The organism is Mesorhizobium sp. CAU 1741, from assembly GCF_039839275.1.
GTDB lineage: Bacteria > Pseudomonadota > Alphaproteobacteria > Rhizobiales > Rhizobiaceae > Aerobium.
The window spans coordinates 68,043-82,240 of the sequence record NZ_JBDOQP010000007.1; the positions used below are offsets into that span (position 1 = coordinate 68,043).

At 64.0% G+C, this 14,198-nt stretch carries 17 protein-coding genes; 13 read left to right on the forward strand and 4 right to left on the reverse strand.

Annotated features, from left to right (window positions below; all coding sequences use genetic code 11):
• Window positions 1-7: 7 nt before the first annotated feature.
• From AAFN84_RS22725 to AAFN84_RS22735, 3 genes are all read left to right on the forward strand, one after another.
• A complete protein-coding gene (locus AAFN84_RS22725) occupies window positions 8-1,201 on the forward strand; it encodes a phosphoglycerate kinase (protein ID WP_347517002.1) in 1,194 nt (397 codons plus the stop codon).
• 129 nt (window positions 1,202-1,330) lie between these two features.
• Window positions 1,331-2,230, forward strand: a complete 900-nt coding sequence (locus tag AAFN84_RS22730) for a fructose bisphosphate aldolase (RefSeq protein WP_347517003.1) — start codon at window positions 1,331-1,333, stop codon at window positions 2,228-2,230.
• Between the two features lie 61 nt (window positions 2,231-2,291).
• Complete coding sequence (locus AAFN84_RS22735; protein WP_347517004.1) at window positions 2,292-3,035, forward strand: SGNH/GDSL hydrolase family protein; 744 nt, start codon at window positions 2,292-2,294, stop codon at window positions 3,033-3,035.
• Here AAFN84_RS22735 and AAFN84_RS22740 read toward each other — a convergent pair.
• Window positions 3,019-3,180, reverse strand: coding sequence for a hypothetical protein (locus tag AAFN84_RS22740; RefSeq protein ID WP_347517005.1), 162 nt, complete (start codon window positions 3,178-3,180; stop codon window positions 3,019-3,021). The two genes, AAFN84_RS22735 and AAFN84_RS22740, sit on opposite strands and share 17 nt — an antisense overlap.
• Window positions 3,181-3,331: 151 nt before the next feature.
• Between AAFN84_RS22740 and AAFN84_RS22745 the strand changes: the two genes are divergently transcribed.
• From AAFN84_RS22745 to AAFN84_RS22765, 5 genes are all read left to right on the forward strand, one after another.
• Complete coding sequence (locus AAFN84_RS22745; protein ID WP_347517006.1) at window positions 3,332-5,248, forward strand: propionyl-CoA synthetase; 1,917 nt, start codon at window positions 3,332-3,334, stop codon at window positions 5,246-5,248.
• A 97-nt stretch (window positions 5,249-5,345) separates the two neighbouring features.
• Window positions 5,346-6,137 (forward strand): SDR family oxidoreductase, encoded by a 792-nt coding sequence (locus tag AAFN84_RS22750; protein ID WP_347517007.1) that lies wholly within the window; start codon window positions 5,346-5,348, stop codon window positions 6,135-6,137.
• Between the two features lie 112 nt (window positions 6,138-6,249).
• Window positions 6,250-7,509: an Hsp70 family protein gene (locus AAFN84_RS22755; protein WP_347517008.1), complete on the forward strand. Its 1,260-nt coding sequence runs from the start codon at window positions 6,250-6,252 to the stop codon at window positions 7,507-7,509.
• Between the two features lie 81 nt (window positions 7,510-7,590).
• Window positions 7,591-7,782, forward strand: a complete 192-nt coding sequence (locus tag AAFN84_RS22760) for a hypothetical protein (protein ID WP_347517009.1) — start codon at window positions 7,591-7,593, stop codon at window positions 7,780-7,782.
• Between the two features lie 107 nt (window positions 7,783-7,889).
• Window positions 7,890-8,579: a YafY family protein gene (locus AAFN84_RS22765; RefSeq protein ID WP_347517010.1), complete on the forward strand. Its 690-nt coding sequence runs from the start codon at window positions 7,890-7,892 to the stop codon at window positions 8,577-8,579.
• A gap of 20 nt (window positions 8,580-8,599) precedes the next feature.
• Here AAFN84_RS22765 and AAFN84_RS22770 read toward each other — a convergent pair whose 3' ends face one another.
• Complete coding sequence (locus tag AAFN84_RS22770; RefSeq protein WP_347517011.1) at window positions 8,600-9,292, reverse strand: DUF1013 domain-containing protein; 693 nt, start codon at window positions 9,290-9,292, stop codon at window positions 8,600-8,602.
• 170 nt (window positions 9,293-9,462) lie between these two features.
• Here AAFN84_RS22770 and AAFN84_RS22775 point away from each other — a divergent pair, with 170 nt between their 5' ends.
• Entirely contained in the window at window positions 9,463-10,365 is a 903-nt protein-coding gene (locus AAFN84_RS22775; RefSeq protein WP_347517012.1) for a M23 family metallopeptidase, read from the forward strand.
• A 5-nt stretch (window positions 10,366-10,370) separates the two neighbouring features.
• Here AAFN84_RS22775 and AAFN84_RS22780 read toward each other — a convergent pair whose 3' ends face one another.
• Complete coding sequence (locus AAFN84_RS22780; RefSeq protein WP_347517013.1) at window positions 10,371-11,378, reverse strand: NAD(P)H-quinone oxidoreductase; 1,008 nt, start codon at window positions 11,376-11,378, stop codon at window positions 10,371-10,373.
• Window positions 11,379-11,485: 107 nt separating this feature from the next.
• Between AAFN84_RS22780 and AAFN84_RS22785 the strand changes: the two genes are divergently transcribed.
• The 3 genes from AAFN84_RS22785 (at window position 11,486) to AAFN84_RS22795 (ending at window position 13,394) form a co-directional block, all read left to right on the forward strand.
• On the forward strand, window positions 11,486-11,680 hold the full coding sequence (locus AAFN84_RS22785) for a DUF1192 domain-containing protein (RefSeq protein ID WP_347517014.1): 195 nt from the start codon (window positions 11,486-11,488) through the stop codon (window positions 11,678-11,680).
• Window positions 11,681-11,813: 133 nt separating this feature from the next.
• A complete protein-coding gene (locus tag AAFN84_RS22790) occupies window positions 11,814-13,088 on the forward strand; it encodes an MFS transporter (protein WP_347517015.1) in 1,275 nt (424 codons plus the stop codon).
• A 42-nt stretch (window positions 13,089-13,130) separates the two neighbouring features.
• Window positions 13,131-13,394 (forward strand): metalloregulator ArsR/SmtB family transcription factor, encoded by a 264-nt coding sequence (locus AAFN84_RS22795; protein WP_347517016.1) that lies wholly within the window; start codon window positions 13,131-13,133, stop codon window positions 13,392-13,394.
• Window positions 13,395-13,587: 193 nt separating this feature from the next.
• On the opposite strand, the gene AAFN84_RS22800 is transcribed toward AAFN84_RS22795, so the two are convergent.
• Window positions 13,588-13,764, reverse strand: a complete 177-nt coding sequence (locus AAFN84_RS22800) for a DUF465 domain-containing protein (protein WP_347517017.1) — start codon at window positions 13,762-13,764, stop codon at window positions 13,588-13,590.
• A gap of 229 nt (window positions 13,765-13,993) precedes the next feature.
• Between AAFN84_RS22800 and AAFN84_RS22805 the strand changes: the two genes are divergently transcribed.
• Window positions 13,994-14,197, forward strand: a complete 204-nt coding sequence (locus tag AAFN84_RS22805; RefSeq protein WP_347517018.1) for a YdcH family protein — start codon at window positions 13,994-13,996, stop codon at window positions 14,195-14,197.
• Window position 14,198 lies beyond the last annotated feature (1 nt).

Consider the following 14,198-nt stretch of genomic DNA (forward strand, 5'->3'; position numbering starts at 1 on the left):
TCGATCCATGGCAGGATTTCGCACGCTCGACGAGGCGGACGTCGCCGGCAAGCGCGTTCTCGTCCGGGTCGATCTCAACGTGCCGACCAAGGACGGCGCGGTGAGCGACGCGACGCGCATCGAGCGTGTCGCGCCGACGATCATCGAGTTGTCCGGCAAGGGCGCGAAGGTGATCCTTCTTGCCCATTTCGGCCGTCCCAAGGGGGAGCCAAGCGCGGAGTTTTCGCTCGCACCGATCGCAAAGGCGACGCAAGAGGTGATCGGCAGGCCGGTGGCATTCGCGGGCGACTGCATCGGCGAGCAAGCGGCCAGGGCCGTTGACGCGATGGCCGATGGCGATGTGCTGCTCTTGGAAAACACGCGTTTCCACAAGGGCGAGGAAAAAAACGACCCGGAATTCGTCAAGGCGCTTGCCGCCAATGGCGATCTCTACGTCAACGACGCGTTTTCCGCCGCTCACCGCGCCCACGCCTCGACCGAAGGGCTGGCGCGGGTGTTGCCGGCCTATGCCGGCCGGACCATGCAGGCGGAACTGGAGGCGCTCGAGAAGGGGCTCGGCAAGCCGGCCAAGCCGGTCGTCGCGATTGTCGGGGGCGCAAAGGTTTCGACCAAGATCGACCTGCTGATGAACCTCGTCAAGCGCGTCGACGCGCTCGTCATCGGTGGCGGCATGGCCAATACCTTCCTTGCTGCCAGGGGCACCGATGTGGGCAAGTCTCTTTGCGAGCACGAGCTTGCGGCGACGGCCAAGCAGATCATGATCGAGGCGGCCAATGCGGGCTGCGCGATCGTACTGCCGACGGATGCGGTCGTGGCGAAGGAGTTCAAGGCGGGTGCCGCAAGCGAGACAGTGCCGGTCGGCGAGGTGCCTCAGGACGGCATGATCCTCGACGTCGGCCCCAGGACGGTCGAAGCGGTCAAGCAATGGATCGAGCGCGCCGAGACGCTGGTGTGGAACGGGCCGCTCGGCGCATTCGAGATCGCGCCCTTCGACGCGGCCACTGTGGCAGCCGCGCGTTTCGCAGCCGACCAGACCAAAGCCGGCAAGCTCGTCTCCGTTGCCGGCGGCGGTGACACGGTGTCGGCACTCAACCATGCCGGCGTGGCCGACGATTTCACCTATGTGTCCACGGCAGGCGGTGCCTTCCTCGAATGGATGGAAGGCAAGGACCTCCCGGGCGTGACCGCTCTTCTCAGGTAGGTCTGGCGCTTCCATCTCTCACTTAAACAATTGAAATCGCTTTCAATCGATTCGAGTGAACCGGCGCGCATTCCGTTCGTTTCATGCTTCTGGTAATCGGCCTTCAAGGCTTGAACAGGAGGCAGGATAATGAGCGGACGTCGGGACGACATGGCGGCGCAGGCTGCGAACAAGGACGGCTTCATTGCCGCGCTCGATCAATCGGGCGGCTCCACCCCCAAGGCGCTCAAGCTCTATGGCGTCGACGAGGGCGCGTGGTCGAGTGACGCCGAGATGTTCGACCTCGTGCACGCGATGCGCACGCGGATCATCAAGTCTCCGGCGTTCACAGGCGACAAGGTAATGGGCGCGATCCTGTTCGAGCAGACCATGGATCGTGACATCGACGGCACGCCGACGGCGCAGTATCTCTGGGAAAAGCGCGGCGTCGTGCCGTTCCTGAAGGTGGACAAGGGCCTTGCCGACGAGAAGGACGGCGTCAAGCTGATGAAGCCGATGCCGGATCTCGAGGCGCTGCTGAAGCGCGCCGTCGAGAAAGGCGTCTTCGGGACCAAAATGCGCTCGGTCATCGACGCCGCGAACCCGGAGGGTATCGCTGCCGTGGTCGCGCAGCAGTTCGAGGTGGGCAGGCAGATCCTGGCGCACGGGCTCGTTCCGATTATCGAGCCGGAAGTGACGATCTCGATTGCCGACAAGGCGGAAGCCGAGGACATGCTGCTCGTGGAAATCCGGAAGCACCTCGATAGCGTGCCCGCCGGCAAGCAGGTGATGCTCAAGCTGACGCTTCCGAACAAACCAAACCTCTACAAGCCGCTGATCGACGATCCGCGCGTCATGCGCGTGGTCGCGCTGTCGGGCGGGTATTCCCGTGACGACGCGAATGCGAAGCTGAAGCAGAATGCGGGCATGATCGCCAGCTTCTCGCGCGCGCTGACGGAGGGGCTTTCGGCCAAGCAGAGCGATGCAGAATTCGATGCCGCGCTGAGCTCGGCGATCGACAGCATCTTCGAGGCATCCCGCAGCACTTAAGGCGAGCTGCGGGCTGCGCTTCCCCTTCACCTTTCAGAACGGCGACTGTAAACGCAGCCGCATGACTCTTCGCGCTCTCCTGTCCTGGCTCGCGTTTCCTGTCTACATCTGGCAGGGCGTTCGCGTGCGTATGCGGTCGCTGCGGCTGCCGCCACCGCGCGGAATGGTACGGCACGAAATCCCTGGCGCCGAGCCGGCCATCCGGCTTCTCGTCGTCGGCGATTCATCGGCGGCGGGCGTCGGCATCGAGACGACGGACGGCCTGCTTGCCGTGCGTCTCGCCCAGTGCCTCTCCAACCGCACCGGTCGGCAGGTGGTCTGGCGCGCGGCAGGGTATAATTCCGCGACCGCCGGCCAACTGCGCGACTACGTCGTTCCCAATCTGGCACCTGAGCCATGGAGCCACATCGTGCTCGCCGTGGGCACGAACGATGCCAAGAATTTCCACACCACGCGCCGCTTCAAGAAGGAATTCGGCGGGCTGATCTACGCCTTGAAGGCCAAATGGCCCGAGGCCCGCATCGTGTGGTCGCCCGTAGTCGACATGGCGCTGATACCGGCGCTGCCGCGCGCGCTCGGCTGGCTGCTCGAAATCCGCGCCTCGCTGATCAACCGGACGGGCGAGAGGCTGTGCCTGGAACGTGGCGTGGTGCCGGCGACGCGCCTGCCGATCCTCGATCCGCAGGCAGGTTTTTCACGCGATGGGTTCCATGCTTCCGAGGCGGGCTATCGGGCCTGGGCGGAGCATCTCGAAGAACTCGTCATGGCCGACGAAGCCGCGCCATCCGTCAGCCGCCATGACTGAGGCCGGCCGTTGCGACGATCATGATGAAGGCGAGCACCGCCAGTTTCCAGAAGTCGGCCCGGCGCTTCAGCCCGGGCAGGCCGAGGGGCTTGATGATCTGGATGATCATCAGTCCGACGATCAGAAGGGAAAGCATCTTGCTCATGCGAAGTGGGGTGTCCCGTTTGTGGCATCCGTTTGAGCAGCATAGTCCCTGACTGTCAAAGCCGGCTGCGGCATTCGCGATGTGCCGCATGGACGCGGGCGGCGGGCGGCGACATAATCGCAGCCGAGAACACGCAGCAGGGAGGAAGCACGTGGCGTCTCGATATCACGAGGTCTATTCGGCCTGGCAGAACGATCCGGAAGCGTTCTGGGCCGAGGCGGCGCAGGACATCGACTGGGTAGAGCCGTGGCGGAAAGTCTTCGAGCCCGAACAGGGCGTCTACGGCAGATGGTTCGTCGGCGGCTCGTGCAATGCGTGCTTCAATGCGGTTGACCGTCATGTCGAGGGCGTTCGCGCCGAACAGGCCGCGCTAATCTATGACAGCCCGATCACCGGCGCCAAGAAGAGCTTCACCTATCGCGAGCTTCAGGAAGAGGTCGTAGCATTGGCGGCGGTGCTGAGGGCACAGGGCGTCGGCAAGGGCGATGTGGTGATCATCTACATGCCTATGGTGCCAGAAGCGGTGTTTGCGATGCTGGCCTGCGCGCGGCTGGGCGCGATCCACTCGGTCGTCTTCGGGGGCTTCGCCGCTCGTGAACTGGCCACCCGCATCGATGATGCGAAGCCCAAGCTGATCGTCTCCGCCTCGTGCGGCATCGAACCAGGCCGCGTCGTCGCCTACAAGCCGCTGCTCGACGGCGCGATCAGCATGGCGAGCCACAAGGTCGATGGTTGCATCGTCCTGCAGCGTGACGAACAGCGTTGCGAACTGATGGCGGGCCGCGACATCGACATGGCCGAAGCGGTGACGCGTGCCAAGCAGGCGCGAAGCGCGGTCGAATGCGTGCCGGTTGCCGCGACCGACCCGCTCTACGTGCTTTACACCTCGGGCACCACCGGCCAGCCCAAAGGCGTCCTGCGCGACACCGGCGGCCATCTCGTCTCGCTCAAATGGTCGATGTGGAACGAGTTCGGCGTCAAGCCGGGCGAGGTTTTCTGGGCCGCCTCCGACGTTGGCTGGGTGGTGGGCCATTCCTACATCGTCTACGCGCCGCTGCTACACGGCTGCACAACGGTCCTGTTCGAAGGCAAGCCTGTTGGTACGCCCGATGCCGGGACCTTCTGGCGCATCATCTCCGAGCATGAGGTGGTGGCGCTGTTCACCGCGCCTACCGCATTCCGCGCCATCAAGGGACAGGACCCGAAGGGCGAATTCGTCGGCAAATACGACATGGCGGCGTTCCGCACCCTGTTTCTTGCCGGCGAGAGAGCCGATCCCGAGACGATCAAATGGGCGGAGGCGCAGCTCGGCGTGCCGGTCATCGACCATTGGTGGCAGACAGAGACCGGCGCACCAATCAGCCAGAACCCGATCGGGCTAGGGCAATTGCCGGTGAAGTATGGGTCGCCGGCCGTTCCGATGCCTGGATATGATATCCGGGTGCTCGACGATGCAGGGAAAGAGCTGCCGCGCGGCACGCTGGGCAACGTGGTGATCAAGATGCCATTGCCGCCCGGCTGCCTGCCGACGCTGTGGCACGCCGACCAGCGGTTTCATGATGCCTATCTCGCGGAATTCCCCGGCTACTACAAGACGGCCGATGCAGGCTATGTCGACGAGGACGGCTACCTCTTCATCATGGCGCGCACCGACGACATCATCAACGTCGCCGGCCACAGGCTTTCCACCGGCGCGATGGAGGAAGTCGTCGCCGAGCATCCCGACGTGGCCGAATGCGCCGTCGTCGGTATCCATGACGCGATGAAAGGCCAGGTTCCCTGTGGCTTCGTGGTGCTCAACGCCGGTGCCTCGCGCGGCAATGGCGAGGTCGAGAAAGAAGTCGTGGCGCTGGTGCGCGACCGTATCGGCCCGGTCGCGGCGTTCAAGTCTGTGGTCACGGTCAAGCGGCTGCCAAAGACGCGCTCGGGCAAGATCCTGCGCGGCACGATGCAGAAGATCGCCGACAGCGAGGCCTGGTCGATGCCCGCGACCATCGATGATCCAGCGATTCTGGACGAGATCACGGAAGCCCTGAAGGAAAGGGGCTTCGGTGGCCGATCGGGGTAGGCCTGCTGGCAGGTTGACCGTCGCCTGAAACAGCGCCTATGTCCTTGATCTTTGGCGGAACGGCTACGACCGCGCGAGATACTGACAGGAGCAGACCATGGCACTTAACGGCAAATCGGCAATCGTCACCGGCGGAGCAGGCGGCATCGGCTACGCGATCGCCGAGCGCTTCCTGAAGGAAGGCGCGCGGGTGGTCATTGCAGATGTCGATGCCGAGAAGGGCGCGAAGGCCGAACAGACGCTGGGTGCCTTGGGCGAAGTCCGCTTCATCAGGACCGACGTCGGCAACAAGGCCGATGTCGAAGCGCTGATGGCGGCGACGATCGATGCTTTCGGCGGCCTCGACGTGCTGGCCAACAATGCCGGCATCGTCCATGGCGCGGATTTCCTCGACCTGGCCGAAGAAGACTTCGACCGCGTGCTGCGGGTCAATCTCAAGGGCGCCTTCCTCGTCGGCCAGGCGGCAGCGAAAATCATGGTCGAGCGCGTCAAGGCAGGCGGCGAGCCCGGCTCAATCGTCAACATGTCGTCGATCAATGCCATATTTGCCATCGCCAACCAGGTGCCGTACTCGGTTTCCAAGGGCGGCATGAGCCAGTTGACCAAGGTCATGGCGCTGTCGCTCGCGCCTTACGGTATCCGCGTCAACGCGATCGGGCCGGGCTCGATCATGACCGACATGCTCGCGAGCGTGAACTCCGATCCCGCAGCGAAGAACCGCATCCTCTCACGCACGCCGATGGGCCGCATCGGCGATCCGTCCGAGATCGCGTCGGTTGCGGCGTTCCTCGCGTCGTCGGATGCGAGCTACGTGACCGGCCAGACGATCTATGCCGATGGCGGGCGCCTGCCGCTCAACTACACGGTGCCGGTGCCTGACGAGGATTAGTCGCAGCCTCGGGGTTTCAAACGGGGCGGCGATGCGGTAGAGGGGCGACCCTCTTCGATCAATTCATCGTCGCTGCGCCGTTGCGTTGGCGAAGCCTTGCGAGCTGTTCTCCATGTCCGGTTTCCATTGTGGTGTCGACTTCGGCACCACCAACTCCACCGTCGGCCTGTGTGCGGCCGGCGCCGATCCGTTCCTGATCCCCGTCGAGGGCGAACAGGTGACGATCCCGTCCGCCCTGTTCTTCAGCCTGGAGGACGGCAGCGTTCATTTCGGTCGCTCCGCGGTCCATGAATATATGGATGGGGCGGAAGGCCGCTTCATGCGGGCACTGAAGTCGATCCTCGGCACCAGCCTGATGAAGGAGACAACGCAGGTCGGCCGCGACCGCATGACGTTCCAGGGCTTGATCGCGCGTTTTCTGCGGCATCTGCGGACCAGGATCGAGGCCGAGCAAGGCAGCCTGCCGGAGAGCGTCGTGCTTGGCCGACCGGTGTTCTTCGTCGATGGGAACGAGGCGGCGGACCGCACGGCGCAGGACCAGCTCGAGGCAGCCGCCCGTGCCGAAGGGTTCAGGCACATCGAGTTCCAGTACGAGCCCGTAGCCGCGGCGCTTTATTTCGAGCGCGAGCTGAACGCTGAAGCACTGGCGCTGGTGGTCGATATCGGCGGCGGCACCTCGGACTTCTCCGTCCTGCGCCTGTCGCCAGAACGGAGCCGCGCGACCGATCGCCGGCAGGATATCTTGAGCACGTCCGGCGTTCATGTCGGCGGTACCGACTTCGACCGGCAGCTCAACATCGCCAAGGTGATGCCACGGATGGGCCTGGGCAGCCGGACCCGCGACGGCAAGCGCCATCTGCCCGTCTGGTACTTCAACGACATGGCCACGTGGCACAAGATCAACCAGCTCTATGCGCCGAAGACGATGCGCGACATCCAGGCGCTGAAGCGCGAAGCGGCAGAGCCCGAGAAGCTGGAGCTTTACGAGCATCTCCTGACATATCGATCCGGGCACCGGCTGGCGGCCGAAGTCGAAAAGGCCAAGATCGAACTGACGGACGCGGAAGCAGCCTCCATCCGGCTGGCCGAACACGGCTTCCTGCTCGACGTGCCGGTCAGCCGGGCCGAATTCGACACGGCCGTCGATGAACTTGTCCATCGGATCGGTACGGCGATCGACACCGCGCTCGCCAATGCCGGCGTTGCCGCAGAGGCCATCGACACCGTGGTCATGACGGGCGGCGGCGCACAGGTGCCGGTCGTCTGGCAGGCGGCGGTGGCACGCTTTCCGCATGCCCAGATTTCGCAGTCCGACCGCTTCGGCGCGGTGGGCCTCGGGCTGGCCGTGGACGCTGCAAGGCGTTTTGCCTGACGCTGCCACCAGCGGCTCCTGACGGCAGGCTGTCGGTTGGGGTATGCGATAACGGTCTCCCATAAGAGAAGGAGACCCGTCATGTCGCAGAACATTGCATTTCTCGGTTTCGTCGAGGACGTCGTCGCGCGTTGGCGCAGCCATCGCGAGAGCGTGCGCACGCGGAACATTGTGGCCGGCCTGTCGCCTCAGATGCGCAAAGACATTGGTTGGCCCGACAGCCTGCCGGACCGCGCCCGCCGTCGCCTCTCGCATGACGGCTCGCCTTTCTGAAATGAGCACCAATGATACTTCCTCCCGCCACCCTCCTGACAGAATGTTGTCAGGAGGGTGTGATATTGGTGCCGCCTCTAGCGAATGGCATTGGAGGACGTATCGTCATGCGCCGCGCAGATCGCCTGTTCCAGATCGTCCAGCACCTGCGGGGCGGGCGGCTCGTCACCGCCCGCATGCTCGGCGAGCGCCTGGAAGTGTCGGAACGCACCATCTACCGCGATATCGCCGATCTGCAGTCGACCGGCGTGCCGATCGACGGCGAGGCGGGTGTTGGCTATCTGATGCGGGAAGGCTTCGACCTTCCGCCGCTCATGTTCACGCGTGACGAGATCGTGGCGCTAGTGGCCGGCGCACGCATGGTGCGGGCCTTCGGCGGCGCCCAGATGGCGCGTGCGGCCGAAGAAGCGCTGGTCAAGATCGGCGCGGTACTGCCCGAGCAGGAAAAGGCGCGCATTGCCCGCACGGAAATCCACATGCCGGGCTGGGTCGTCGATGATGCGACGCGACGCAGTATCGACTTGCTGGAGCGCGCGATCGAGGCGCGGGACGTGCTGAGCCTCAACTACAAGGATGAAGCCGGCAAGGGGTCGATGCGCGACGTGCGTCCGCTCGGCCTCTGGTTCTGGGGCAAGGTCTGGACTCTCGTCGCGTGGTGCGAACTGCGCAATGATTTCCGCGCGTTCCGTATCGACCGCATCGCGGAGGCAGGAGCGTCCGGCCGTACGTTCCGACCCGAACGGGGCAAGCAACTGACCGACTTCTACCGCACCTGGGAAGCCCGCGAGCAGAACTGACGCGGGCTTCGGCCTTGCGGCTAGTCTTCGTCGTCGTCCTGCGTGGTCGACTTGAGCGAGGAAAGCTTCGCGAACACGGCGTCCGCGTCCAGTTCGTCCTCGTCGCCATCGGCCTTGCGATCCCTGACCTCGAGCGACTCGGTCATGGAAGCTGGCAGGAGCGTATCGCCGGTGGGAGCGGCCGCCGGCATGCCGCGCGAGGCGCGCTGAACTTCGAGATCGAGGTCGATCTGCGAGCACAGACCAAGCGTCACCGGGTCCATCGGCACGAGATTTGCGGAGTTCCAGTGGCTCCGGTTGCGGATCTGTTCGATCGTCGACTTGGTGGTGCCGACGAGCCGCGAAATCTGCGCGTCCTTGAGTTCCGGATGGTTCTTCACCAGCCAGAGGATCGCGTTAGGCCGATCCTGGCGCTTCGACAAGGGTGTGTAGCGCGGCGTCCGCCGCTTGGATTCGGGCACGCGCACCTTGGGGTCGGAAAGCTTGAGCTTGTGCTCGGAATCGGCCTCGCCCTTGGCGATCTCGTCGCGCGAGAGCTGGCCGGTCATCACGGGGTCGAGACCCTTGATGCCTTGCGCTGCCTCGCCGTCCGCGATGGCCTTCACCTCAAGCGGGTGCAGCCTGCAGAACTGTGCGATCTGGTCGAACGACAGCGCGGTGTTGTCGACCAGCCACACGGCGGTCGCCTTGGGCATCAGGAGGGTGTTGGACATGAAGAAAATCCTTCTCGTTCGCCCGCGTCCCTGTCGCGGGCGGTGGGCAAAGCCACCAGTATGGGAAATCAGCACCGCATATAACCGCATTCGCCCGCCTTCGCAACGAAAAGCCGTGGATGGCGTTCCGCGATGGCACGGCGGGAGAGGGCTCAAGGAGGCTTATTGACATGATTGTGTCCCTTGTCATCGCGGTGACGGTGTTCGTGGCAATGCCGTTGGCATTTTCCGTCAGGGTATGGCGCCTCGACGAGCCGAACCGCGCTGCGTGGCTGCTTCTGACAGCGGATTCCGCGGTGTTCGTGGCGCTTATCCTTCTCGTCGGCCGGTGGGACATCGCCGGAATCTATACGCCGTTCGTTCTCGCTATGGTGTTCGTGCTGGCTGTCGTGGTTTCCTTGTTCCGTCACGCCGGACGACCTTGGCGACCGTCTCAGGGCTCATCGTTTCTGCGGCGGCACTGGGCGACGTGCGCGACGCTGGCTACGTTTACGCTGGCACTCGCCTATGCCGTGGCCGGTCTGATCCCTGTTGGGCCTGCGCAAGAGCTTGCCTTTCCGCTGCGCGATGGCCGGTTCATGGTGGCGCAAGGTGGTGGGAACTGGCTCGTGAACCATCATTCGGGGCACCCGGCACAGACATATGCCGCAGACATCACGGCGATCGGTCCTACCGGCTTCCGCGCGCCGTCGCTGCTCCCGGATGTGCTGGAACGTTACGCCATCTTCGGCGCGTCGATCGTCAGCCCCTGCGCCGGCGAAGTCGTCGAGGCGGTGGACGGGTTGCCCGACCTTGTGCCTCCAGCAGCGGATCCGGAGAACGCAGCGGGCAACCACGTCACCATCGCCTGTGGCGACCTCCTGGTCGAACTGGCGCACCTTCGCCAAGGCAGTGTCGCGGTCAACGCGGCGGAGCCGATCTCGACCGGCGATCCGATCGGCGAAGTCGGCAATTCGGGCAACACGACGGAACCGCATCTCCACATCCATGCCGTCGATCCGGTGAGCGGGGAGGGCGTGAGAATGTCGTTCGACGGTGGCGTACCCTTCCGCAACAGGGTCTATGCGCGGTAATACGCTCAGGCCACGTCGAGCACGATCTTGCCGATATGGTCGCCTTCCTCCATGCGCTCGTGTGCACGCCAGGCTTCCCGGAGCGGAAAGATCATGTCCATCACTGGCGCGATGCGACGATTGGCGAGCAGCGGCCAGACCTTGGCCTCCAGTTCGGCGGCGATCTCGCCCTTGAATTCGACCGAGCGCGGCCGCAGCGTCGAGCCGGTATGGGTAATGCGCTTGACCATGAGGCGAGAATAGTCAGCGGTTGCGCTGGCGCCGCCAAGTGTGGCGATCTGCACGATCCGCGCGTCCATGGCGGCGGCATGGTAGTTGCGGTCGACGTAGTCGCCACCGACCATGTCGAGTATGACGTCCACGCCTTTGCCGTCGGTGGCTTCCTTCGCGACCCGGACGAAATCTTCATCGCGGTAGTTGATCGCCCGGTCCGCTCCGAGCTCGAGGCAGGCGGCGCATTTCTCCGCCGAGCCGGCCGTCGTCAACACATAGGCGCCGAATGCCGAGGCAAGCTGGATTGCCGTGGTGCCGATGCCGGACGATCCGCCATGAACCAGGAACGTTTCACCCTGGCGAAGTCCGCCGCGTTGAAAGACATTGTGCCAAACGGTGAAGAAGGTCTCGGGGATCGCGGCAGCCTCGGTAAAGGTGATGCCGTGCGGAATTGGCAGCGCATTGCTTTCGTGGACGACGACATATTCGGCATAGCCGCCGCCCGGCGTCAGTGCGGTAACCGGATCGCCGATCCGCCAGCGGCGTGCACCGTCGCCAAGCGCCACGACCTCGCCGGCCGCTTCCAGCCCGGGAAGATCGGACGCCCCCTTGGGCGGCGGGTAGGCGCCCTTGCGCTGCAACACGTCCGGCCGGTTGACGCCGGCGGCGCGGACCTTGATGAGGATTTCGCCAGCGCCGGGGGTCGGGACATCCCTCTTTTCCGGTTTCAGCACCAGCGGGCCGCCGGGTTCGGTGATCGCGATCGCCGTCATCTTCTCGGGGAGTGGTTCATTCGCCATGTGCGTTCCGCCTTCATCCTGCCTGATCTCGTGCGCGCGGTTTGCGTCCACCCGCCGTCTCTATGTAGACTTGCCGAAAGCCCGGGGCAAAACGAAGGAGCAGAAAAATGGCGCTGTTCGACGATGAACCCGTGAAGGCGAAGCGCGTTCACGAGATCGGGCAGGATCTTTCGATGCTGTCGGTCGGTGAGATCGAGGAGCGGATCACCCAGCTCAGACACGAAATCGCCCGCATGGAGACCGAATTGGCCGCAAAGGGTTCCACCAAGCTGGCGGCCGAAGCCCTGTTTCGCAGGGAATAGCAGCGAACCGAGAAAAACGCCGGGCGCATGTCGCAATCCGACGAAGCTTCGCCCCATTCATGACTAGGTTCGCAGTGGCTGTGCGATTCGAGGTCGCCGGCCAGATTCACGCATAAAAGGCCGATCGCACACCATGCTCGCCATCTACCGTCCGATCTTCTCGCTTCTCAGCAGCACCGCCTTCCTTCTGGGCGCGTCGGGCCTTCACGGGCTTCTCCTGCCGTTGAGGGGGCAGGCCGAAGGCTTTTCGACGGCGGCCCTCGGGCTGCTGGGAACGGCATGGGCTGCCGGTTTCATGGCGGGCTGCTTCTTTGCTCCATGGCTCGTGAGACGTGTCGGCCATGTCCGGGCCTTCGGCGCCTGCGCGGCTTCCGCCGCCATCATCGCCCTGCTGACCGGCTTGTGGATCGACGAATTCATCTGGATTCTGCTGCGCGCCGGTACCGGTTTCACCATGGCGGGAGCGTTCATGGTGATCGAGAGCTGGCTCAACGAGCGGTCGACCAACGAGAACAGGGGTACTGTCTTTGGCCTCTACATGATGGTGACCTATGCGGCGATCATGGCGGGCCAGATGATCGTCGTCGTGGCCGACATCGGCACCGCCTCATTGTTCATGGGGGCTGGCATCCTGTTCTGCGCGGCTCTCGTCCCGGTCTCGGTCTCTTCGGCCGCGAGCCCCAAGCCGCTCGCCGATGTCAGGCTCAATCTGCGCGGGCTTTACGCGAACTCGCCTGTCGCGGTGGTCGGCTGCGTGCTGATCGGCATGGCCAACGGCGCCTGGGGAACGCTAGGCGCCGTTTACGGTGCGCGCGCCGGCATCTCGACGCCGGAAATCGCGGTGATGATGAGCCTCGTAGTGATTTCCGGCGCCGTGTCGCAGTTGCCCGTTGGCCGAATATCCGACCGCACCGACCGCCGCTTCGTGCTCGCGGGTGCTGCCTTCGTCTGCGCGATCGTGGCGCTGTCGCTGTTCGTGTTCTCGCCGCGTTCGTCGGTGGCGATCCTGGTGCTCATGGCGGCCTACGGCGCCATGGCCTACACGCTCTATTCGATCGCGGTGGCACATGCCAACGACCACGCCAGTGCGGAGGATTTCGTCAAGGTTTCCGGGGGGTTGCTGTTGCTCTACGGCTTCGGCACCATGATCGGGCCCGTGCTCGGCGCGGTGCTGATGGAGCGGCTGCGGCCCGACAGCCTGTTCCTTGCGACGGCCCTGCCGCATTTCCTGCTCGCCGTCTACGCCCTCATCCGTGTCCGTGCCCGCGCGCCGGTGCCGATCGAGGATCGCGAGGCGTTCAAGACGCTGCCGGCGGAGCGTGCGGTGACCCCGCAAGCGGTGCTGCTCGATCCGCGCAGCGACACCGACGGGAATGGCGATGCGGTGGCCGGAAAGGAAGCGGCATAAGCCGATTGAGTTCGAACGCTCTGGTGGGTTACAAAATGAGCCATGACCCAACCGGATGCGTTCACGGCCATCTCGGATAGCAACCGCCGCTATCTTCTCGAAGAGCTGCGGCGAGGGCCAAAGACGGTCAACGAACTCGCAAACGGCCTGCCGGTCTCGAGGCCGGCGGTGTCGCAGCACCTCAAGGTGCTGCTCGATGCAGGGCTGGTGACGGTACGCTCCGATGGCACAAGGCGTATCTACGCCGTCAGCAATGACGGCTTCCTGAAGCTAAACGTGTGGATCGACCAGTTTTGGGAGGCTTGAGGCCGGTCGCGAGGGGGCCTGCTGGCGAAGCCGATGGCGCGAGCGCCACCGGCGGGGTTGCCAAGTGATGATATGATTCGACCCATGTCGAATTTCGCGAATTGCGCGGGCACCAATCATGCTGGAACGGCGATCCGCTTGCTCTGTCCGGCGCGGGCATATCCGCGCGCCGGATCCTGTCTTATGGAGGGCTCTAGTGCCGTGTGGGCACGCGAAGCTTTTCCATCTGATCCTTGAGCGCCAACTTGCGTCGCTTAAGCCTGGCGAGTTCGAGATCGTCGTATGACGGATGCGCCAACGCTTGGTCTATTTCACGCTCGATATCACCGTGTTTACGCTGAAGCTCTTCAAGATGGGATGCAAGAGACATGTTGGACTCTCCCTTCAAGGTTCCTCGATGTGCCGTCTCGAGGCCGCCACCGCAGGCCGCCTTTCGTGACAGCACAATGACAGTGTGCCATCGAAAGACGTAGCTGTCGAATGCTGTTTGGTAGCGTTTCCTGACGGGCCTTAATGTGTTATGAACACGCACCGGAGGCGACGGCTCCGGAACCCTCCCGATCGGCGAACTGTCGCCGAAATTCTGCAGACGGAACAGCATGTCGGAACAGGAACAGGCCGAAGTTCGGCTCGAGTTTGCCAAGGTCAAGCAGGAACACACCGATTTCGATGCCGCGATCAACGCGATGATCGCAATGGGGTGCGACCCGCTGCAGATACAACGGATGAAGAAGAAGAAACTCGCGCTCAAGGACAGGCTCCAGCAGCTCGAAGACCGAATCATTCCCGATATCATCGCCTGAG